The sequence below is a fragment of the Silvimonas iriomotensis genome, from assembly GCF_014645535.1.
GTDB classification, from domain to species: domain Bacteria; phylum Pseudomonadota; class Gammaproteobacteria; order Burkholderiales; family Chitinibacteraceae; genus Silvimonas; species Silvimonas iriomotensis.
In genome coordinates, this window is record NZ_BMLX01000002.1 from 379536 (window position 1) to 399313 (window position 19778).

General features: G+C 60.7%; 17 protein-coding genes. 9 read left to right on the top strand and 8 right to left on the bottom strand.

What is annotated here, in order from left to right:
- Nucleotides 1–6: 6 nt before the first annotated feature.
- Complete coding sequence (locus tag IEX57_RS08275; protein WP_188703805.1) at nt 7–1353, bottom strand: ATP-binding protein; 1347 nt, start codon at nt 1351–1353, stop codon at nt 7–9.
- 248 nt (nt 1354–1601) lie between these two features.
- Here IEX57_RS08275 and IEX57_RS08280 point away from each other — a divergent pair, with 248 nt between their 5' ends.
- The 3 genes from IEX57_RS08280 (at nt 1602) to IEX57_RS08290 (ending at nt 6602) form a co-directional block, all read left to right on the top strand.
- Nucleotides 1602–2354: a glycosyltransferase family 2 protein gene (locus IEX57_RS08280; RefSeq protein WP_188703806.1), complete on the top strand. Its 753-nt coding sequence runs from the start codon at nt 1602–1604 to the stop codon at nt 2352–2354.
- The gene (locus IEX57_RS08285) at nt 2351–3472 is read left to right on the top strand and encodes a glycosyltransferase family 4 protein (protein ID WP_188703807.1); all 1122 of its coding nucleotides are present in this window, start codon (nt 2351–2353) and stop codon (nt 3470–3472) included. Before IEX57_RS08280 ends, IEX57_RS08285 begins: the two co-directional genes overlap by 4 nt.
- Nucleotides 3473–4049: 577 nt before the next feature.
- Nucleotides 4050–6602 (top strand): pectate lyase-like domain-containing protein, encoded by a 2553-nt coding sequence (locus IEX57_RS08290; RefSeq protein ID WP_188703808.1) that lies wholly within the window; start codon nt 4050–4052, stop codon nt 6600–6602.
- 112 nt (nt 6603–6714) lie between these two features.
- Here IEX57_RS08290 and IEX57_RS08295 read toward each other — a convergent pair whose 3' ends face one another.
- Nucleotides 6715–8343, bottom strand: a complete 1629-nt coding sequence (locus IEX57_RS08295) for an EAL domain-containing protein (RefSeq protein ID WP_188703809.1) — start codon at nt 8341–8343, stop codon at nt 6715–6717.
- Between the two features lie 501 nt (nt 8344–8844).
- Here IEX57_RS08295 and IEX57_RS08300 point away from each other — a divergent pair.
- The 3 genes from IEX57_RS08300 to IEX57_RS08310 all read left to right on the top strand — a co-directional run bounded on the left by IEX57_RS08300 (nt 8845) and on the right by IEX57_RS08310 (nt 11527).
- Nucleotides 8845–9549 carry a glutathione S-transferase N-terminal domain-containing protein gene (locus tag IEX57_RS08300; RefSeq protein WP_188703810.1) on the top strand — a complete coding sequence of 235 codons (705 nt, stop codon included), beginning with the start codon at nt 8845–8847 and terminating at the stop codon, nt 9547–9549.
- A gap of 196 nt (nt 9550–9745) precedes the next feature.
- Nucleotides 9746–11095 (top strand): GGDEF domain-containing protein, encoded by a 1350-nt coding sequence (locus tag IEX57_RS08305; protein ID WP_188703811.1) that lies wholly within the window; start codon nt 9746–9748, stop codon nt 11093–11095.
- Between the two features lie 30 nt (nt 11096–11125).
- On the top strand, nt 11126–11527 hold the full coding sequence (locus IEX57_RS08310) for a GFA family protein (protein WP_188703812.1): 402 nt from the start codon (nt 11126–11128) through the stop codon (nt 11525–11527).
- 9 nt (nt 11528–11536) lie between these two features.
- Here IEX57_RS08310 and IEX57_RS08315 read toward each other — a convergent pair whose 3' ends face one another.
- From IEX57_RS08315 to IEX57_RS08325, 3 genes are all read right to left on the bottom strand, one after another.
- Nucleotides 11537–12154: a peptidylprolyl isomerase gene (locus IEX57_RS08315; RefSeq protein WP_188703813.1), complete on the bottom strand. Its 618-nt coding sequence runs from the start codon at nt 12152–12154 to the stop codon at nt 11537–11539.
- Between the two features lie 131 nt (nt 12155–12285).
- Complete coding sequence (locus IEX57_RS08320; RefSeq protein WP_188703814.1) at nt 12286–12660, bottom strand: hypothetical protein; 375 nt, start codon at nt 12658–12660, stop codon at nt 12286–12288.
- Between the two features lie 63 nt (nt 12661–12723).
- Nucleotides 12724–12888: a hypothetical protein gene (locus IEX57_RS08325; protein ID WP_188703815.1), complete on the bottom strand. Its 165-nt coding sequence runs from the start codon at nt 12886–12888 to the stop codon at nt 12724–12726.
- Nucleotides 12889–13095: 207 nt separating this feature from the next.
- Between IEX57_RS08325 and IEX57_RS08330 the strand changes: the two genes are divergently transcribed.
- The 3 genes from IEX57_RS08330 to IEX57_RS08340 all read left to right on the top strand — a co-directional run bounded on the left by IEX57_RS08330 (nt 13096) and on the right by IEX57_RS08340 (nt 16046).
- The gene (locus tag IEX57_RS08330; protein ID WP_188703816.1) at nt 13096–14454 is read left to right on the top strand and encodes a DUF2252 domain-containing protein; all 1359 of its coding nucleotides are present in this window, start codon (nt 13096–13098) and stop codon (nt 14452–14454) included.
- A 142-nt stretch (nt 14455–14596) separates the two neighbouring features.
- Nucleotides 14597–15220: a TetR/AcrR family transcriptional regulator gene (locus IEX57_RS08335; protein ID WP_188703817.1), complete on the top strand. Its 624-nt coding sequence runs from the start codon at nt 14597–14599 to the stop codon at nt 15218–15220.
- A gap of 103 nt (nt 15221–15323) precedes the next feature.
- The gene (locus IEX57_RS08340) at nt 15324–16046 is read left to right on the top strand and encodes an SDR family oxidoreductase (RefSeq protein ID WP_188703818.1); all 723 of its coding nucleotides are present in this window, start codon (nt 15324–15326) and stop codon (nt 16044–16046) included.
- A gap of 104 nt (nt 16047–16150) precedes the next feature.
- Here the strand turns inward: IEX57_RS08340 and IEX57_RS08345 are convergent, their stop codons facing one another.
- The 3 genes from IEX57_RS08345 to IEX57_RS08355 all read right to left on the bottom strand — a co-directional run bounded on the left by IEX57_RS08345 (nt 16151) and on the right by IEX57_RS08355 (nt 19758).
- The gene (locus tag IEX57_RS08345) at nt 16151–17770 is read right to left on the bottom strand and encodes a methyl-accepting chemotaxis protein (RefSeq protein ID WP_188703819.1); all 1620 of its coding nucleotides are present in this window, start codon (nt 17768–17770) and stop codon (nt 16151–16153) included.
- A gap of 178 nt (nt 17771–17948) precedes the next feature.
- Complete coding sequence (locus IEX57_RS08350) at nt 17949–19178, bottom strand: HD-GYP domain-containing protein (protein WP_188703820.1); 1230 nt, start codon at nt 19176–19178, stop codon at nt 17949–17951.
- A gap of 175 nt (nt 19179–19353) precedes the next feature.
- The gene (locus tag IEX57_RS08355) at nt 19354–19758 is read right to left on the bottom strand and encodes a nuclear transport factor 2 family protein (protein ID WP_188703821.1); all 405 of its coding nucleotides are present in this window, start codon (nt 19756–19758) and stop codon (nt 19354–19356) included.
- Between the last annotated feature and the right edge of the window lie 20 nt (nt 19759–19778).

The window sequence follows — 19778 nt, forward strand, 5'->3', positions numbered from 1 at the left end:
GCCGCCTCAGACTGCCACGGGCAGTGCGCCGTGCGGCAGGTTGACCCGCACTTGCAGGCCGTGTTGTGGCGCGTCTTCCAGCACCAGGCTGCCGCCATGCAGCGTCACGGCCTGCGCCACCAAAGACAGCCCCAGCCCGCAACCGTCTTCTGCTGCGCCTGGCGGCCGGTAAAAGCGGTCCAGCACCCGCTCACGCAGCGCCGGTTCAATACCCGGGCCGTTATCCTGCACCACCAGTTCCACGCCTTGCGCGCTGCTTTGCAGCGTCACGGTGATTTGCGCGCCGCGGGGCGTATAGCGAATGGCGTTTTCGACCAGATTGCGCAAAGCCGTGGATACCGCCACGGCGTGACCAATGAACAGCAGGCGATCGGGTGCGTTGAAACTCAGTTGCTGGTCTTTGTCGGCGGCGCGGCCGGCCAGTTCTGCCAGCGTATTCTGGCTCAGGCTGGCCAGATCAAAGATTTCCCGTGGCAAACGTTCGGCCCGATCCAGCCGGGCCAGTGCCAGCAATTGTTCCACCAGATGCCCACCACGGCGGGCGGCCTCTTCCACCGCCAGCAAGGCGTGTTCGCGCCGGGCATCGTCACGCGTGGTCCGGGCCACTTCGGCCTGCACCAGCAGCGCGGCAAAGGGGGTGCGCAGTTCATGCGCGGCGTCAGAGGTGAAGCGCCGCTCCCGCTCCAGCATGGCATCAACCCGGTCGAGCAAGGCATTGAGCGCAATGGCGGGCTTTTGCAGTTCTTCAACCAGCGCTTCTGTTTCAAAGTGCCGGGGCTGGTTGGGGTCAAAATCATCCAGCTGTTGCGAGAGCTCGTGCAGCGGCAGCAAGCCGCGCCGCACGCTGTAAAACAGCGCGGCTGCCACAATTGGCAACACCAGCAGCAGCGTGACCAGCTGCCGCCGGGCCAGCAGATGCAAAAACTGGTCGTGGTCCGCGTAGTCTTCCATCACCCGGACCTGAAAATCGCCGTCGTTATCCCACTGCGTATAGGCGCGCCAGGTTTTATCCCCGATCTCCTGATTGGAATAGCCCGGCTGGCGCGAAAAAGGCCAGTCCGGCGCGTTCATCGAGGCAAACAGCAAGGTGCCGTCCGGCCCGAAAATCTGCACCGCAAACGGGCCGATCGGCAGGCTGGCCGCGTGCGGGCCCACGTGGTTGGGGCTGGCTTTATCCAGCTCGAACGCCAGCAACAACTGCGTACTTTCTTTCAGGCGGTGATCAAACCAGCGCTCACTGCGCTGGCGCGCCATGGCGTAACCGCCCCCCAGCACGATGGTCGTGATCAGCACCAGGCTGATCAGGCAATACGTCATCAGACGGCCGCCCAGAGAGCGGGGAAAGCGGAGCATGGCAAGTCCTGCATCGAAGTGAGCGCGCACTATAACGCGCGTCCCTTTTACCCGGCTGACCGGTTGTAAGAAATATCTAATAAACCGGTATTTTTTGGCACAAATTTGCCTAAATCAAACACCCCGCATTTTCTTCAGCATCCCTTAAGAAACAAAGTCTATCTTCCCGCCACGTTAGGACATGCCCTAGTTTTTGCTTTCATTTGTAACTGGTTTTCTATTTTCTGCTTACGGCTTTAGTTGGTTTTATGCGTCTTTCCGTCATCCTGATTACCCATAACGAGATCGCCAATCTGCGCGATTGTCTGGCCTCTGTTGCCTTTGCCGATGAAATCATCGTGGTCGATTCGGGCAGCTCCGATGGCACCGTGGCACTGGCCCGGGACATGGGCGCCAGGGTGCTGGAAACCGACTGGCCAGGCTTTGGGCCGCAGAAAAACCGGGCGCTGGATCTGGCCCAGGGCGACTGGGTGTTCTCGATTGATGCGGACGAGCGCGTGCCGGAGGGGTTGCGGGAAGAAATCCTGATGACCATCAGCCAGCCGCAGCACGACGCCTACGAGATGCCGCGGCTGTCCAGTTTCTGCGGGCGGTTTATCCGCCACAGCGGCTGGTGGCCAGACCCGGTGCTGCGTCTGTTCCGCCGCGGCAGCGCGCGCTTTACCGACGCCGCCGTGCATGAACGCCTGATTGCCCAGGGCAGCACCAGCCGTCTGCGGCACCACCTTTTGCATTACAGCTACCCGGATCTGGAAAGCGTGCTGGCAAAGATCAACCGCTATTCCACCGATGCCGCCCAGGCCAAGTTTGCCGCCGGCAAGCGCAGCACGCTGGCGGGCGCCTGTTTGCGCGGCTTCTGGACGTTTTTCCGGCATTACACCTTCCAGCGCGGTTTTCTGGACGGGAGAGAGGGATTCTTGCTGGCGATCACCGCCGGCATGGGCAATTTCTGTCGCTACGCCAAGCTGGCGCAGTTGGGACGAAACGAGGTGAAATCGTGAATATTCTGCAACTGAACTTTGAAAATGGCTGGCGTGGCGGTGAACGGCAAACGTTCCTGACCATGCTGCAATTCAGGGAAGAGGGCCATACCGTGCATTTGCTGTCCCGCGCGGGCAGCGATATGGGCCGCCGCGCGCGTGAAGCCGGCTTTGTGGTGCATGAATGCAAGGGTGCCGGCGGCGTGCTGGCGTTTTTGATCCGGCAGGGTCGCCAGTATGACGTGCTGCACGTGCAGACCGGCCATATGCTGACCTGGGCCGTGCTGACCCGCTGGTTGCACGGCGCGCCGGTGATCTACTCGCGCCGCGTGGCCTTTCGCCTCAAGGGCGCCCTGACCCGCTTCAAGTATCGCCATACCGATCTGGTCGTCGCCATCAGCGACGCCTGCGCCAACAGCGTGAAAGCCGTCGGTGTCGGGCACGTGCCGGTCATTGCCGATGCCACTCTACCCGTGGTGACCGATGCCGCGCGCATGGCCGCTCTGGCTGCTGGCCTGGGGCTGGCCGGGCGCAAAGTGGTTGCGACCACCTCGGCACTGGCGGCAGACAAAGATCCGCTGATGCTGGTCGATGCCATTGCCGCCCTGAAAAAACAGCGCGATGACTTTGTGTTCGTCCACTTTGGCACCGGCAAACTCGATGCCGAAGTCCGCGCCCGCGTGGCCGCATTGCAGTTGCAGGATCACTTTGTGTTTGCGGGTTATCAGCAACAGGTTGAAGCCCTGTTCGGCCTCTTTGACGTGTTTGTCATGAGTTCACGCGAAGAGGGTCTGGGTAGCAGCGTGCTGGATGCCTTCAGCGCCCGTGTCCCCGTCGCCTCGACCAGTGCCGGTGGCCTTAAGGAATTGCTGGCCGATGAACGCGGCCTGACCAGCCCGCCCGGCGATGCCGCCGCACTGGCCCACAATATCAGCGTGTTGCTGGATAAACCGCACTGGGCCGCAGGCATGGTGGCGCGCGCTGCGGACTATTACGAACAGCACCATAGGCTTGACACCATGGGTCGCGCTTATCTGAGCTTGTTCGACAAGCTGCTGAATGGCCGTCGTCGCTGCCATATCCAGCCGGTCAGCCCGCTGGCCGCGCCCGCCGCACCGGAAGTGGCCAGCCAGGCCTGATTCCCTGCACCGCGTTGCCTGCACCCCAGGCAACGCGGTTTACCCCTGCCCTGCACGCACCCACTACTGAAAGCCAGAAGAAAGCACACTTTGCGGGCGGCGACCGCTTATCCGTGCATGAAACTGGCGCATTCTGCCGCGCTGTAGCTGAAACCGTTTTCAAATCCGCCCCGTCTGATCGTTGCGTCTGCTGAAGCAGACCGCGCCTGCCTGCCGCCAGCAATCTGCAGCAATGGCTTATTCTGCAAGGCTTTCTGGTTCAAACACTTACAAGTCACACCGGCCGGCCGAACACTTTTTCCGTCTACCTTTATTGCCGCAGCGCAACATGCCGATTACCGGTTAAGGCGCGCCATTTGCGTGCATCTGACCGCCAGTAATGCACCAGGTTGCTACGTTCATCGGCTGTACACGTGTCACAAAATCCGCGACCAAATCCGGTTTGGATGGCGTATTTACTAGTCAGAAAGCCGTAACCAGCAAGACATGTAGGGTAAAGCATTTACTTGAATCCGCCCAAGGCTGCCAACAGTATGAAATGGATTTCAAGCCGTCGTTTCGATGGAGGAGACAATAAATGCAAAGCAACTGGCAGCAAGGGACCAGCAAAAAACGCATTATCGCGCTCGCGCTGGCGACATTAACCATGGCACCAGGCCCGCTGCTTGTCAGCGGCGCCATGGCGGTTGCGCCCGTGGTTCAGGCGGCGACCATCAGCACGGGCTACACGCAACAAAGCGGTGGCTCCGTGCAGTTCTACGCCAATGGGGGCACGTGGGCAGACATCCACTACACCGTGGCTGGCGGTGGTCAGCTTAACGTGCGCATGACCAATAGCGGCACCAACAACACCTACACCGTGACCGGGATTCCGGCAGGCGCAGTGGTGACCTATTCGTTCACGGTGGGCCAGGCCGATGGTTCGGCGCAGGACACGGCGTGGGCACAGTTCACCTACAGCGGCGCAGTCACACCGACGCCAACGCCCGCCCCGACCCCGGCACCCACGCCAGCACCAACCCCGGCACCGACACCGACGCCTGCGCCCACCCCGGCGGCCAGTTACGGCGCCACCCAGTTGTCCGGTGGCGTGGTTGCGTTCTATGCCAATGGCGGCACGTGGGCTGACATTCACTACACCGTCAACGGTGGTGGTCAGCTCAATGTGCGCATGACCAATAGCGGCACCAATAACACCTACCAGCTGACCGGTCTGGCCAATGGCGCGGTGATCAAGTACTCGTTCACCATCGGCCAGGCCAATGGTTCGGCCACCGATACCCCGCAGCAGGCGCTGACTTACGCCGGGGCCACGCCAACACCGACGCCCGCGCCGACCCCGGCACCGACACCTGCGCCAACGCCAGCGCCAACGCCTGCACCCACGCCGGCTCCGACACCCGCGCCAACGCCTGCACCCACGCCGGCTCCGACACCCGCGCCAACGCCTGCGCCCACCCCGACGCCGGCGCCAACACCCAGCGGCCCGGTTGATTTTGGCCCGAACGTGCTGATCTTCGATCCGTCCATGTCGGCATCAAGCATCCAGAGCCAGGTTGATACCGTATTCAATAACCAGGTGACCAACCAGTTTGGCACGCAGCGTTATGCCTTCCTGTTCAAGCCGGGTAACTACGCGGTCAGCGTGAACGTCGGTTTCTATACCGAGGTGCTGGGTCTGGGCGCATCGCCGGATAACACCAACCTGCAGGATGTCCACGTCGAGGCCGACTGGCTGGCCGATGGCAATGCCACGCAGAACTTCTGGCGTGCTGCCGCCAACCTGGCGGTAACGCCGGTCAGCGGGACTGATCGCTGGGCCGTGTCGCAAGCGGCACCGTGGCGCCGCATGCATATCAAGGGCGGCGTGACGCTGTGCTCACCGTATTGCGGCTGGAGCAGCGGCGGGTTTATCTCTGATACCGTCATTGATGGCCAGATCAGCTCGGGCTCGCAACAGCAGTGGATCAGCCGTAACACCCAATGGGGTAGCTGGGTGGGTGGTGTGTGGAACATGGTGTTCGTGGGCGACGTGAATGCGCCTGCCGCATCGTGGCCCAGCCCGCCGTACACGGTGGTACCGCAGACCCCGGTGGTGCGTGAAAAGCCGTTCCTGCAGATCGACAACAGCGGCAACTACAGCGTGTTTGTACCGGCGCTCTCCAGCAACACGCAGGGCACAACCTGGTACAACAAGACGCCGGCCGGCAAGTCCATCTCGCTCAGCCAGTTCTATGTGGCCAAGGAAAACGTCGACACCGCGCAAACCATCAACGCGGCGCTGGCGGCGGGCAAACACATCCTGTTCACCCCGGGCGTCTATCACCTGCACGACACCCTGCGCGTCAACAACCCGAACACCATCATTCTGGGTCTGGGTATTGCCACGCTGGAGGCCGATTCCGGTCAGGACATCATGGATGTGGCCGATGTCGATGGCGTAGAAGTCGCAGGCTTGCTGTTTGATGCCGGCGCACAGACCTCGCCTGCCTTGCTGAAGATTGGCGCCAGTGTCACCGGCGTCAGCCACGCGGCCAACCCGGTCTCGTTGCATGATCTGTACTTCCGGATCGGCGGCGTGCAGGCGGCCTCGGCCACGCAGACGCTGGTGATCAACAGCAATGACGTGATCGGTGACAACTTCTGGCTCTGGCGTGCCGACCATGGCACCGGCGTGGGCTGGACGGTGAACCCGGCCACCAACGGGCTGGTGGTCAATGGCGCCAATGCCACGGTGTATGGCCTTGCTGTCGAGCACTACGAGCAGTTCCAGACGCTGTGGAACGGCAACGGTGGTCGCGTGTACTTCTATCAGAGCGAAGCGCCGTATGACGTCGCCCAGCAATCTGACTGGATGTACAACGGCGAGAACGGCTATGCCTCGTACAAGGTGTCCAGCAATGTCACGTCGCATGAGGCATGGGGTGTCGGGGTGTACTGCTTCTTCAACACCAACAACGCCATCGTGCTGAACAACGGTTTTGAGGCACCACAAGCCGCTGGCGTGAAGTTCCATGACCTGACCACGGTGTCGCTGGGTGGAGTGGGCACCATCACCCACGTGATCAACAACACCGGGGCGACGGCCAATACGGCGTCGCAAATCTCCACCCTGCCCTCGTACCCCTGATGCGTTGATGTAAAGGCGGGCCGGTGCAATGCCGGCCCGTGCGTGTTCATCGACACCGGCATGGCAGTGCCGGTCGCTCCTTCCAGCCCGCCTTGTGCGGGCTTTTTTTTGATCAGGCCGGGCTGATCTTGCCGTTGCGCACCAGACCAAACGGCGCCACGCCCTGGCTAAGCCGGTGCCAGTGGATGATCTCGGCCGAGGGCAAAGCCGCCGCAAACAGATAACCCTGAAAACTGCGGATGCCGGCATCGGCCACCGCGGTCAGTTCCTCGGCGCTTTCCACGCCCTCTGCAGTCACTGACAAGCCCAGTTCACGCGCCAGCGCCACAATATGGCGCAGCATGGCCTGCCGGCGCGGATCATGCTGCAGGTCACGCACAAACAGACGATCACACTTGATGCCTTCAATCGGCAGCGCCGCCAGTACGCCCAGCGATGAATACCCGGCGCCAAAGTCATCCATGATCACGCCAAGACCGCGGTTGCGCAGCGCGGTCATCGCCTCGACCATGGCCTCGCCCGAGGCAATGATGGCGTGCTCGGTCATTTCCAGTTTCAGATAATGCGGCGACAGCGCATGCCGGCGCAGCGTGGCTTCCAGCCAGTCGGCAAAACCCTCTGCCACCAGCGTGACCGGCGCGATATTCACCGCCACGGTCATGGCACACCCTTGCAGTTGCCATTTCTGCATATGACCGATCACGATCTGCAAAATCATGCGGTCCAGTTCTGCGGTCTTGCCCTGCAGTTCTGCCGCCAGGAAAAACGGCTCCGGGCTGATCGAACCCATCACCGGATCGGCAATGCGCAACAACGCTTCTTGCTGCCGCACATTGCCATCCGCCGCCACAATGGGCTGGAAATACATCTGCAAATGCTCTGGCGAGATCAACTCCGGCAGGCGATCGGCAATCAGCGAGAGCTGGATATCCTGGGCTGTCCCCACCCGCCGCGGCGACGAGCGCACCAGCGCCAGCGCGCGATTCAGCAAGAACCGGCGTGATTGCTCATGCCGCAGGTTCTGCAACTGATCAATGCCCACCGCCAGACCAAACACCAGCAGCGTGATCAGCAAAGTGACGCTCTCGGTGTTCTGATGACCCTGCCTGGGCTGGATGGGAAAGATATTGATCAGGCACCAGTGCAAGGGCACGATAGCGGCGCCGGCCAGGGTGGCCTCTTGCCAGGTCAGCGACCGGAACTCGGCCCGCACCGCCCGCAGGCGCGCCAGCCGGTGGCGCAGGGCAATGGCGACGGCAATGCTCACCGCCAGTCCAATCGACGTTGCCACCGCCAGCGGGTTCACGCGGATCTGGCCGTGCACGTAGTCGGCCACCAGCGTCACATGCGCGCTCACCATGCCAATGGCCAGCCCCAGCCCGGCCACGGTGACTTTGCGCGCATCGCTGGCGCGGCTCAGATGTGGCACGGTCAGGCGGGCGCTGGCGGTCGTGATCAGCAAGGCCCCCAGTGCCGGAGTGAGTTGCAGCCCTTCATGCGCCAGGCCCGGGTACATGAAAAAGCCCACCACATCCAGCGCCCACACAAGGCAACCAATACACATGGCCGATTGCGAGACACTCAAGCGCCGGCTGGGTAAATCAATCACGGTGCCTGCCTGCTCAACCAGACGCTGACAGATATGCACCACGAAGCTGGCAAAGATCCAGAACAGGATACTTTGCTGACTTAATGGAAAGCTCACTGTAAATCGGGTGGCGTCTTCGACCAGGAAGTTCATCCAGCATGCCTTTTCCATGACGCAGCGCGCGCCGATAAGGGCACGCTTGCGCCAGGATTGCCTTTATTACTTTGATTAATCAGGGAAAACCAGAAGTCAAACCGCTAACGGGACAACGGCCAGTGCCGGCAATATCAAACCGGGAACCGGGTAGATTTACTGCTGATAACGTAATCAAAACGTGAGAAATGCTGATTTCGGCAAAATATTAGCATTTAATAATCGTGAATGTACTGACAGTTTGATGACGATTAGGGAAAAAATGTAGTGAAATCATTGAGATTCCTGACAAACAGCAGCCATGTTCATCACCCTGTTTGTGCAGGGCAACAACAGCGGCGCCATCCAAACCGGATTGGGCAAAGTCTGAAATATCTGCCAAGGCAAGCATATGCAATCCCGCCCTGGGTGGTTGTAATGCGACAAGCCGCGCCCATCTAGCCAGGACATGCCATTTGCACACTGCTGTCGCCACCCCTAGATACCTGCCAGGAAATCACCATGACCGATCTGTCTGCATTCCCGATCAACCAGAAATGGCCCGCGCAAAACCCGGACGTGCTGCAGCTGTATTCGCTGCCTACGCCCAACGGCGTGAAGATATCGATAATGCTGGAAGAAACCGGCCTGGCTTACGAGCCGCATCTGGTGCGCTTTGACACCAATGACCAGATGTCGCCAGAGTTTCTGTCGCTCAACCCCAACAACAAGATTCCGGCCATCCTTGACCCGCACGGCCCTGGCGACAAGCCGCTGCCACTGTTTGAATCGGGCGCCATCCTGATTTATCTGGCAGAAAAAACCGGCAAATTGCTGCCTGCAGACCCGGCCGCCCGCTATCAGACCATTCAGTGGGTCATGTTCCAGATGGGCGGCATCGGCCCGATGTTTGGCCAGGTGGGGTTCTTCCATAAATTTGCCGGCAAAGAATTTGAAGACAAGCGCCCGCGTGATCGTTACGTGGCCGAGTCTCGCCGTTTGCTGAGCGTGCTGGATCAACACCTGGCCGGCCGCGACTGGATCATGGGCGAGGATTACACCATCGCTGACATCGCCACCTGGCCGTGGGTGAACAACCTGCTCAACTTCTATGAGGCCGGTGATCTGGTAGGTATCAACGACTTTGCCAACGTCAAACGCGTGCTCAAAGCCTTTGTGGAGCGCCCGGCCGTGACGCGCGGTTTGTCCATTCCCAAGCGCGGCTAAACGGCTCTGCCGTGGCCCGGTCAAAAGCGTGCCTTCATGGCACGCTTTTTTCATGCCCTTGTCGCGCCCCGGGCACCTTCCCTCTTCCCGCACTTGCCAGGTGATGTGCAAATGATCGAGAGTGAGCTTACAAGCACAAATGATCCGGACGGCGCACCAGCGCACGCCTGATCACAGAGGGGGAGGAAGGATAACCATGCCGCTGACGGGTTTTCATCGCCTTGCCATGCTGTTGCTGTTGCTGCTCTCTGTACTGCTGCTGGCCTGGCAGCATTGGGGCATGGATCGGGTACTTTATATTGATGCGCGCAGTGGCTACCCCGTCAGCGTGATCAGCGATGGTGATGGCCAGAAAGACCCGGCGGGTTACTCCCAGGCAAGTTATCAGGCACAAGACCACCGCATGCGCATGGATTGCACGCTGACCACGCGGTACGAGTGGCCGTATTGCGAGCTGGATGTGCAACTGGCCAAAGCCCCGGAAGGCATTGATCTGGCCGAGTACGACCGGGTGGATATCAAACTGGACTACCAGGGCCCGGGCCGCCGCCAGGTGCGCTTTCTGGTGCGCAATTTCAACCCGCAGTACAGCAAGACCGACACCCCGGAAACCTGGAAAAACAACCTTGTCAGCTTTACGCCCAAGGCCGGTGGCGAGGTGATCTCGATCCCGTTTGACCTGTTCAGCGTGGCCGAATGGTGGCTGGACGAACACCATATTCCGCTGCAACAAAGTGCGGTAGACCTGCACAACGTCCCCATGATCAGCGTGACCACTGCCGGCTTCAAAGAACCCGGCCTGCACCGCGTCAGCGTGGATTACATCGCCTTTCACGGCAAATGGATCAGCCGGGAAAAACTGGCCACCTTGCTGGTGCTGTGCTGGATCATCCTGTCGGCCAGCGCGCTGATCCAGGACCAGACGCGCCTGCACCGCAGCCTGGCGGAAAGCCGCGAACGCGAGCGCTCGCTGCGCGACCTGGCCGATACCTTGCACCTGGAAAAAATCCAGATCTCGGAACAGGCCCAGCGCGACCCGCTGACCGGCATCCGCAACCGCGCCGGCGTGCTGGAAGAATTGCTGCGCGCGTCTGAACAAGCCCGCCATACCGGCAAACCGCTGGCCATGGTGTTTGTCGATATCGACCACTTCAAGGCAGTGAACGACACCCACGGGCACGAGGTGGGCGACATGGTGCTCAAGCAGTTTGCGCAATTGCTGGGCACGCAGATCCGCACCGGGGATTACCTGGTCCGCTGGGGCGGCGAAGAACTGGTGCTGTTCTTCCCCAACGCCACCCTGGAGACCGCCACCAGCCGCGCCGAGCGCATGCGCCAGTCGCTGACGGAAGTCATCTGGCCGGCCGGCATGCGCATCACCGCCAGCTTTGGCGTCACCGTCATGGGCAGCGATGAACAGATCGCCCAGTTCATCCGCCGCGCCGACGACGCGCTATACGAAGCCAAACGCAATGGCCGCAACCGCGTGGTGAGCAAGGCGCCGGGCGAGGCCTCGGGCCCCGACAACCGCACGGACCAGCATTAGACTGCAAGCTCCCCCATCCGGAGCAACTGTATGCGCGGTTCCTGTCTTTGCCAGGCCATTGAATACGAGATCAGCCAGCTCGACTCCCCCATCGAACACTGCGCCTGCGATACCTGCCGCAAAGCCCACGCGGCGGCGTTCAACACGGCGGCCATGGTCAAGCACGCGCACTTTCGCTGGATCAAGGGTGAGGATCAACTAACCGCGTATGAATCATCCCCGGGCAAGCGGCGCTATTTTTGCGCCCGCTGCGGCACGCACCTGATTGCGCAGCGTGACGGGCGCGATGCCCTCATCCTGCGTGTCGCCACGCTGGACGAAGACCCGCACCAGGCACCGGAGTACGTCATCTGGGCCAGCCACGCCGTACCGTGGCTGGCGTATGACACGCCTATCCCGGCCTATGCGCAATGGCAGCCGGGGCACAACTGAAAAGACGCATCAACGCCGCTTGCAGCTCTTGATGTAATCGAGCTGCGGGAAATTCTGCTTGAGGTAAGCCGCGCCATCGGCCGCTGCAATCTTCTGCGGATCAGGCCCCTTGCCCCACGGCGGCATGTCGCCGTATCCGGTATTCAGATGCGCCATCGTTGCCTGGATGCTGGCGGGCGTGACCTGGGCAAACGGGGTTTCCCACGGTTGTTCGCCCAGGCCGCCGATGTTGTCGCCCAGTGTGAGGAACATCTGCGTGGCGCGGGTATTGGCCCCTGCCCCGGCAAAACTCAGATAACCGCGCTTGAATGGCCGCAGCGCAGGCTGCCTGGGGTCGTCGGCAATGGTGCCGTAGGTTTTGGCATTGGCGTGCGGCGGCATGGCGCCGAACTGGCAGATAAAGTTGTTCACGCAACGGAACAGCGGCACGTCGGCAAAAAAGCCGTCATCCACCATCTGCAAAAACCGCGCCGCGCCCAGGGGCGACCAGGCGGGTTGCACGGTGATATCCAGATCTCCCCTGGTGGTGGCACAGGTCACGTTGACGGGTTTGGGGTCGGCGTGGGCCAGGGTAAATGCCAGACAGGCCAGCGTGCTCAGTAACAGACTGCGGCGAAACGGTTTCATGTCATCCTCCGGATTGGCTTTGTTGTTTTGCACTACCGTGCGCGGAGCATGCCACAAGCATTGTTAACGCCAAACAATGCCCAACAAAAAACCCGCCAGCGGCGGGTTTTTGTCTGAATAGCGGTCTGTGGTCAGGCGGTAGTGTTCACCGTGCCACCCACGCGCTGACCCAGCGTGTTATAGGTGGGGTTGTTCTGTGCCGCGGCCGCTGCAGCGGCGCTGGCTTGTGCCTGGGCGGCCTGGTGCGCGGCGTTGGTGGCGGCATTCTGGTTGGTCTGGTTGACCGAATGCGTGGTGTTGACGGTGGTGCTGCCATTGGCAGTGCTCACACCGTTGTTCACCGGTGTTGCGGGTGCCGGGCCAGGCGCACTCGCAGCACGCACTTCGTCGTGCGTGTTGTTGTCTTGCGTGCGTCCCAGTGTCTGGTTGTCGTTGGCCTGCGGCGCGCGTTGCAGCGACGACGAAGCCAGCGGTGAAGCTACAGGACTGTTCAAACCCACGTTCATGATCACTCCAGATACACGTGCGCCAGCCGCTATGCAACTGACATGGCGTTATTATCTGCCGTTTTACTCAAGACGCCAGTCACCGATCGTCAGATTGGTCTTGAGCAATGTCAGCATGCAACCGATAACCCGCTTCTGCTTACGGGGCTTGTCGCGCGTGGCCAGGCCGGATGCCGCGTTTTTTCTTGCACGGGCCGCAATCCTCCGGCTGTTCTGGCGTGCTTGCATACAAAATGCTGACGCACCATTTCAGTAAAAAGGAGACGAATGGTCGTCCTGTTGATGACCCGACAGCGGCCATTGCGCTTGCTTGCTTCGGCAATATTTGTATGTAAAAGGATACAACCTGCTAGATGTCTTCGGCATGTCATCCAGGCACGGCGTAATACGCCGCCATTCGCACCCGTCAGAGGTGCATTTACCTGGAGCACTCCGATGTCAAAACGCTTGTCTTGTCTTGCGCTGTTGCTGTCCCTTGCTTGCGCCTCCACCTTCGCCGCCACCTCCCGCGCCAGTTGGGTGGTGAACGATGTCTATAACTACAACCACCCGTATGCCGCGACCGACAGCACTGATCTGGCGACCAAGATGTCGACCATGAACAGCAGCGCGTTCTATTTCTACCGCGGCACGGCAGACATTTTCTATCACGACATGACCACCCTGCCTGCCTCGGCCTATACCAGCGCCTCGACGGCGTATACCTGGTTGTGCGGTGATGCGCACATCGCCAACTTTGGCGCGTGGCAAGACAGCAGCAACAAGGCCGTGTTCGGTGTGAACGATTACGACCAGGGCTACCTGGGCCAATACGTGTGGGACCTGCGCCGCGCGGCGGTGAGCATGGTGCTGGCCGGCCGTGAAAACGGCATCGCCGACAAGGACATCACCACCGGGATCAACACCTTTGTCAGCGCCTATCTGGCCCAATTGGGCAAGTTCAACGGCACGACAACCGAGAAGAGCTTCCAGCTGACCACCAGCAATACCAGCAGCGTGATCAAGGATGTGATCTCTGATTCGGCCGGCGACAAGCGCTCTGATCTGTTGTCCAAATACACCAGCACCAGCGGCAGCAAGCGCACCTTCCAGACCACCTCGCAACTGGTTGCGGTGAATTCCAGCACCTACTCGGCCATCACCGCAGCGGTGGCCAGCTATGTGCAGACCATTTCTTCGTCCAAGCAATACGCCGCCAGCTTTTACACGGTGAAAGACATCCGCCAGAAGCTGGGTTCGGGCACCGGCAGCCTGGGCCGTTATCGCTACTACGTGCTGATCGAAGGGGCCTCCACGTCGACTTCTGACGACGTGATCCTGGAGCTCAAGCAAGAAGCCCCGAGCGATGTCTCGATTGCAGACCCGGCCCAGATGGGCACTGGCGACTACGCCAACAACGAAGGTAATCGCGTGGCCCGCTCGGCCAAGGCACTGGTGCTGAACGCCGACGTGCTGGTGGGTTACACCACCATCAACGGCATCCCGTTCTATGTGCATGAGAAGTCCCCGTTTGCCGAAGACTTCGATTACACCGATCTCTCCAGCAGCAGCAAATTCAACACCGCCATGACCTATGTCGGCCAGGCGCTGGCTTCTGCCCATGCATTGGCCGATCAGGATTACGACGCCACCGTGGTGCCGTACCAGATCGAGACGGAAATCCTGAACGCCGTGACCAGCCAGAGCGGTCTGCAAAGCGAAATCTCTACCTTTGCATTCAGCTATGCCGATCAGGTCAACCTGGACTGGCAAGCCTTCCAGGCCGCGTACAAGGCCGGTACGCCGCTGTACTAAGCCGCCAGTTCGCACCAGCAACGGCCACGCTTTATGCGTGGCCGTTTTGTTTTATCGCTGCCGTTCATCATTTGCCAGATTGACAGCGCCAGCCCGTTTGCATAAATATGATGATCATCATATATCGCATGGCAGCACCACCATGGAACCCAAACCCGGCCGCAAGCAGCAAAGCCATCAGCGCATTGTCGATGTCGCCGCACGCGCCATTCGCCGCGCCGGTTACAACGGCGTGGGCGTGGCCGACATCATGAAAGAAGCCGGCCTGACCCATGGCGGCTTTTATGCCCACTTTCCTTCGCGCGATGCCCTGCTGGTCGAAGCCACGCAAGCGGCATCCCGGCAAAGCATTGCCAATATCAGCGCCGGACTGGAACAAGGCCGCCAGCAAGGTCTGAGCCCGCTGGCCGCGCTGATTGAGTCGTATCTGTCTGACCAGCATCTGGCCGATACCGAGTGCGGCTGTCCGGTGGCTGCACTGGGTTCGGAAATGCCGCGCCAGTCCGACATCGTGCGTGACGCAGCACGCGAGCGGGTGCAGGCCTTGATTGGCGGCGTCGGCAAGGTCTTGCCGCAAGACCGCGCCAGCCAGGCCGCCGTGCTGGCCGGTACTCTGGTGGGCACGTTGCAACTGGCGCGCACCCTGGGTGATAACGAGGCCGGCAAGGCCATACTGGCCAGTGCCCGCGCCACATTGCGGGCCCAGTACGATGACGCGGATGTAGCCAACGCAATCTCTTCGCCTGCCTCGACGCCCACGCACTGAGGCTGGCTTGTTCTTTGGTTTACCCCGGCTTTGCCGGTTTTGTTTTACTCCAAAATATGATGAACATCATATTTTGGACATCACAACGCACAGGAGCAACATCATGAAACTCGAAAACGCAGTGGTACTGGTGACGGGCGCCAACCGGGGCATCGGTCTGGCTTTTGCCAAGGCAGCGCTGGCCCGTGGCGCACGCAAGGTGTATGCCGCCGCACGCGACCCTGCCAGCATCACGCTGGAAGGCGTCATCCCGGTCAAGCTGGACGTCACCAGCGATAGCGACGTCGCCGCGCTGGCAGCAGAACTCAAAGACGTGACGGTGCTGATCAACAACGCCGGCATTGCGCAAATGAACGGTTTTCTGGATGACAACGCCATGGAATCTGCCCGCGCGCAGATGGAAACCAACTACTTCGGGCCGCTGCGCCTGGCACGCGCTTTTGCCGGCACCCTGGCGCACCATGGCGGCGGCGCCATCCTGAATGTCCTGTCGGTGGTGTCGTGGATCAGCTCGCCCATGATGGGCGGCTACAGCGCCAGCAAGTCTGCCGCGTGGAGCCTCACCAACGGCCTGCGACATGCCCTGCGCGCCCAGGGCACGCAAGTGGTCGGCCTGCATATGGGTTATGTGGATACCGATCTGACACAAGGTATTGATGCGCCCAAGACCTCGGCAGAGGTGATCGTGACCCGCGCGCTGGATGCGCTGGAAGCGGGTGAAGACGAAGCGCTGGGCGACGAGATCACCGCCCAGGTCAAAGCCGGTTTGTCGGCCACGCCGGGTATCTATACGGTTGATATGCGGCCTGCCGCTGATCACAACTGATCTAGTGGGGTGGGTCACTAAAACAAAAACCGGCCGCTATCGCAGGCCGGTTTTTGTTTCATGGCAACGCGGTATGCACCGCGCGGGCCAGGCCAGATGCCGGGCTAGATCCGGAATTCCGCCACGATTTCGCGCAGTTGCCCGGCCAGACCGTTGACGGCGGTCGCCTGGTCGGCGGCGGTCCGGGTGGCAGCCCCGTTGTGTTCGCTGCTTTGCGCCAGATGCTCGACATTTTGCGAGATGGATTCGTTGGCAATGCTTTGCTCGCGCACGGCCAGCGCCACTTCACCCATGGCCGCTTCAATCCGGCTGCTGGCCTCACGCAGTTGCTGGACCACGCTGGCGGCATTGGCGGCCTGGCTGCGGCACTCGTCCACGCGCCCCACCACCACTTCCATCTGCGTCACCACACGGCCCACACTGTGCTGAATGTCGGCGATTGTCGTCTGGATCTGGTTGGTCGAGTTGGAGGTATGTTCCGCCAGTTTGCGTACCTCGTCGGCCACCACCGCAAAGCCCCGGCCTTGCTCGCCGGCCCGGGCAGCCTCAATGGCAGCGTTGAGCGCCAGCAGGTTGGTTTGCGATGCCAGACCCTTGATCACATCCAGCACGCCGGAGATTTCGCTGGATGCCTTACCCAGCAGGTCTACATCCCGCGCGGCTTCTTCAATCAGCCCAGCAATCGAGGTAATGCTGGTTTCTGTGCGCTGGAATTCCTCGGCACTCTGCCCGCTCTTGTCGCCGGCGTCTTTGGACAGACCGTGCGCTTCCTGCGCTTCGGTAGACGTGTGCGCCAGGCTCACGGCAATCTGCTCGACCGCCGCGGCAATACTGCCGGTGTTCTGGTTCTGCAGTTCAGTGCTGTTGGCCAGTTGCTGCGACGCCCCGTTCAATGCCGTGGCGCTGGCGGACAACTCGTTGGACACCGTATTCATGCGCACCAGGGCTTTTTGCACGTGATCCAGACACGAGTTCAGCGCCGTACCCAGCACCCCGATCTCGTCTTCGGATTTCACTTTCACGCGGGAGGTAAAGTCGTTGTCGCGGGTAATGATCTGCACCTTGTCCGCCACCTCAGCCAGCGGGCCGGTCACGGTGCGGGTGGCCAGCCAGTAAAAGCCGGACAAACCCGCCACAATGGCAATCACCATGCCCACCATGCTCAAGGTGAACTGGCGCTCGGCCATGCTGTGCGCTTGCGCTTCAATGGCGGTGGAGTCATCACTGATGCGGGCGACCGCATCAGTCAGCATGCGGGTCGGTTCGCGGTCGATCCCGGCGACAGCGGCATCACCGGCGGCTGACTGAAAGCCAGCTGCCTTGAATGCCTCCAGCCCCTTGCGGTAGCCCTCGCCCAGTTTCTGGTGCGCATCACGGAACTGGCGGACCAGATCCGCGCTGGCGCCGGGTGGCAGAATCTGTTGCAGATGATCGGCCGTTTGCTGCACGGCGGCTTCATCTTTGAGGAAGGCGTTCCAGTATTGATCCAGTTTTTCCGGCTTGGCGCCGCGCAAGAGCGTGTCTTTCCACTCTTGCACCTGAATCTTGAACGTCACTTGCATGGACAACACCTGAACCTGGGCGTCCTGCAACTGTTTCACGTCGTTTTCATAACGACGCACGCTCGATTGCATGCCGGCAATCCCGATAAATGCCGCTGCGGCTACCAGACTGGCGGCCACCAGATAGCACACCAGAATCTTGCCCCGAACACTTCGCAACATGCCGGCTCTCCCTTTTCCGATTACCTATGCCTTGATCATAAGCCAGGCTTACAATTTTTGCTTACAAGGTCGAGCCAGTGTCGGTTTCCTTTCACACTGGTTTGCACAAGTCACTGAAAATACGGTATGACGCATCGCAGCATGCTGGTCAATTCTGGCAGCAACTGCAATTTATGCACTAGCGTGCAAGCAAGAACCGGCCGATATCAATCCGGTATTGCTCTGGCGATTCCACCCCCACTACCCGATCGCCACCGCGCTGCGCTTCCCATGCCATGTCGATGTCGACCGGCTGGATATAGCTGTTGGTACGCAATGAAAACACCGCCTTCAAGCGCGGCAGCAACGGCGCCGCAGCATTGGCTTCCACCACAATGGCCAGCCGTCCGGAATGCAGCCGCAGCAGTGAACCCACCGGGTAAATCCCCACCGTGCGGATAAAGTGCTGCACCAGTTGCGGGTCAAAATGATTCGGGCTCCATTCCCACAGTTTGCGCAGCACTTGCGCTGCGGGCAGCCCCTTGTGATAAACCCGGTCAGAGGTAATGGCGTCGTAGACATCCACGATCGACGCCATGCGCGTAATCTGGCCGATCTCATCGCCCTTGAGCTTGTGCGGGTAACCGGTGCCGTCCAGCCGTTCGTGATGATGCAGGGTCACCTCAAGCGCGACCGGATCAATGCCATCCAGTTGCCGCAGCACCTCCCAGCCTTCCAGCGGGTGGCTTTTCATGACATTGAATTCTTCTTCGCTCAAGCGCCCGGGTTTGTTCAGGATGTCATCGGGCACGCACATTTTGCCGGTGTCGTGCAGCAAACCCGCTACGCCGGCGCTGCGCACGGTGTCGGCATCCATCCCCAGGCTTTTGGCAAAGGCAATCATCAAGGTGCCGACGGCCACTGAATGCAGGAAGGTGTATTCGTTCTTGTTCTTGATGCACAAAATACCCAGCATGGCGCTGGCATTGCGCTCGATGGTGCCGGCAATGGCATCCACCACGTCTTCCACCTCGGCAATCTCGACCATGCGGCCCAGGCGCACGTCCTGCATCACCTTGCGCACGGCCTTGTCGGCTTGCTTGTGAATGCTGGCCGCGCGCACGGCCTCATCGCGCAGCGAGGCCGGACGCAGTTCGATTTCCGGCTTGACCTGTCTGGACAGCGCTTCGAGCAAGGTCGCTTCGGTGGTGGCCTGCACTTCTTCCAGCGTCGGCGCTTCGGTCACATCGCAGCCGCGGGCGGCGTCGATATACAACTCTTTGAGACCGGTTGCGCGAATCTGCGCCAGATCGTCCAGCGTTTCGAGCATGAACTGGTTGCGAACGAACGGATGATCAAACCACGCCAGATTCAGGTCGTGAATGTACATCCCGGTGGTAAGTTGATCGATACTGATTTTGCGGATCATGCGCGCGCCCTGCTACCCGTGGAATTTGCCGCGTTGCGGGTCTGTTACCCGATTCGCGTCATTGTTTTGTGTTCACTGTAGCAGCGCCGGGAAGGGGCAAGCCAGCGGGCATTGACAGGTGTCGCCCCGAAATCACAACCAGGCCCAAGCCTTGTTGATGCCGGAAAGTGGGCCGTCAGCCAGCCGGAAGATCAGCCTGAAATGGCGCGGTGGGCGTGCCCTGATGAAAGACCATCTGCCAGTGTGCCGCGCGCTGACGCCATACCGAACTACGCAGTGCGTGGCGGATCAGGGCGCCGTCGCTTTCCAGCGTGGCAGAACGGTAGGTCAGTAGCACAAGGCCGGGCGCCAGCAGCGTGAGCACAAACTGATCGGCATAAACACTGGTTGCCGGCGCAGCGGGTTCTGCAGCCAGCGCGGCCAGCACGATGGCCCGGTCATACAGGCGGCCGCTGTAGCCGATCTCGCAAAAGTCATCGGCCAGCAGCGCGCTCACCTGCGCGGCGTCTTGCCGCGTCGCAGGCTGATGCAGGGCGGTTTCGAGTTCGATCAGGCGGGTGGCAATGGCAGCATCAAGCATGGTGGTCAGGTGGCGCCGGG

Excerpts from the sequence above, each read along its gene's own strand:
- IEX57_RS08275 (WP_188703805.1), bottom strand. The coding sequence starts at position 1,353 with ATGCTCCGCTTTCCCCGCTCTCTGGGCGGCCGTCTGATGACGTATTGC.
- IEX57_RS08280 (WP_188703806.1), top strand. The coding sequence starts at position 1,602 with ATGCGTCTTTCCGTCATCCTGATTACCCATAACGAGATCGCCAATCTG.
- IEX57_RS08290 (WP_188703808.1), top strand. The coding sequence starts at position 4,050 with ATGCAAAGCAACTGGCAGCAAGGGACCAGCAAAAAACGCATTATCGCG.
- IEX57_RS08295 (WP_188703809.1), bottom strand. The coding sequence starts at position 8,343 with ATGAACTTCCTGGTCGAAGACGCCACCCGATTTACAGTGAGCTTTCCA.
- IEX57_RS08300 (WP_188703810.1), top strand. The coding sequence starts at position 8,845 with ATGACCGATCTGTCTGCATTCCCGATCAACCAGAAATGGCCCGCGCAA.
- IEX57_RS08305 (WP_188703811.1), top strand. The coding sequence starts at position 9,746 with ATGCCGCTGACGGGTTTTCATCGCCTTGCCATGCTGTTGCTGTTGCTG.
- IEX57_RS08310 (WP_188703812.1), top strand. The coding sequence starts at position 11,126 with ATGCGCGGTTCCTGTCTTTGCCAGGCCATTGAATACGAGATCAGCCAG.
- IEX57_RS08315 (WP_188703813.1), bottom strand. The coding sequence starts at position 12,154 with ATGAAACCGTTTCGCCGCAGTCTGTTACTGAGCACGCTGGCCTGTCTG.
- IEX57_RS08320 (WP_188703814.1), bottom strand. The coding sequence starts at position 12,660 with ATGAACGTGGGTTTGAACAGTCCTGTAGCTTCACCGCTGGCTTCGTCG.
- IEX57_RS08325 (WP_188703815.1), bottom strand. The coding sequence starts at position 12,888 with ATGCAAGCACGCCAGAACAGCCGGAGGATTGCGGCCCGTGCAAGAAAA.
- IEX57_RS08330 (WP_188703816.1), top strand. The coding sequence starts at position 13,096 with ATGTCAAAACGCTTGTCTTGTCTTGCGCTGTTGCTGTCCCTTGCTTGC.
- IEX57_RS08335 (WP_188703817.1), top strand. The coding sequence starts at position 14,597 with ATGGAACCCAAACCCGGCCGCAAGCAGCAAAGCCATCAGCGCATTGTC.
- IEX57_RS08340 (WP_188703818.1), top strand. The coding sequence starts at position 15,324 with ATGAAACTCGAAAACGCAGTGGTACTGGTGACGGGCGCCAACCGGGGC.
- IEX57_RS08345 (WP_188703819.1), bottom strand. The coding sequence starts at position 17,770 with ATGTTGCGAAGTGTTCGGGGCAAGATTCTGGTGTGCTATCTGGTGGCC.
- IEX57_RS08350 (WP_188703820.1), bottom strand. The coding sequence starts at position 19,178 with ATGATCCGCAAAATCAGTATCGATCAACTTACCACCGGGATGTACATT.
- IEX57_RS08355 (WP_188703821.1), bottom strand. The coding sequence starts at position 19,758 with ATGCTTGATGCTGCCATTGCCACCCGCCTGATCGAACTCGAAACCGCC.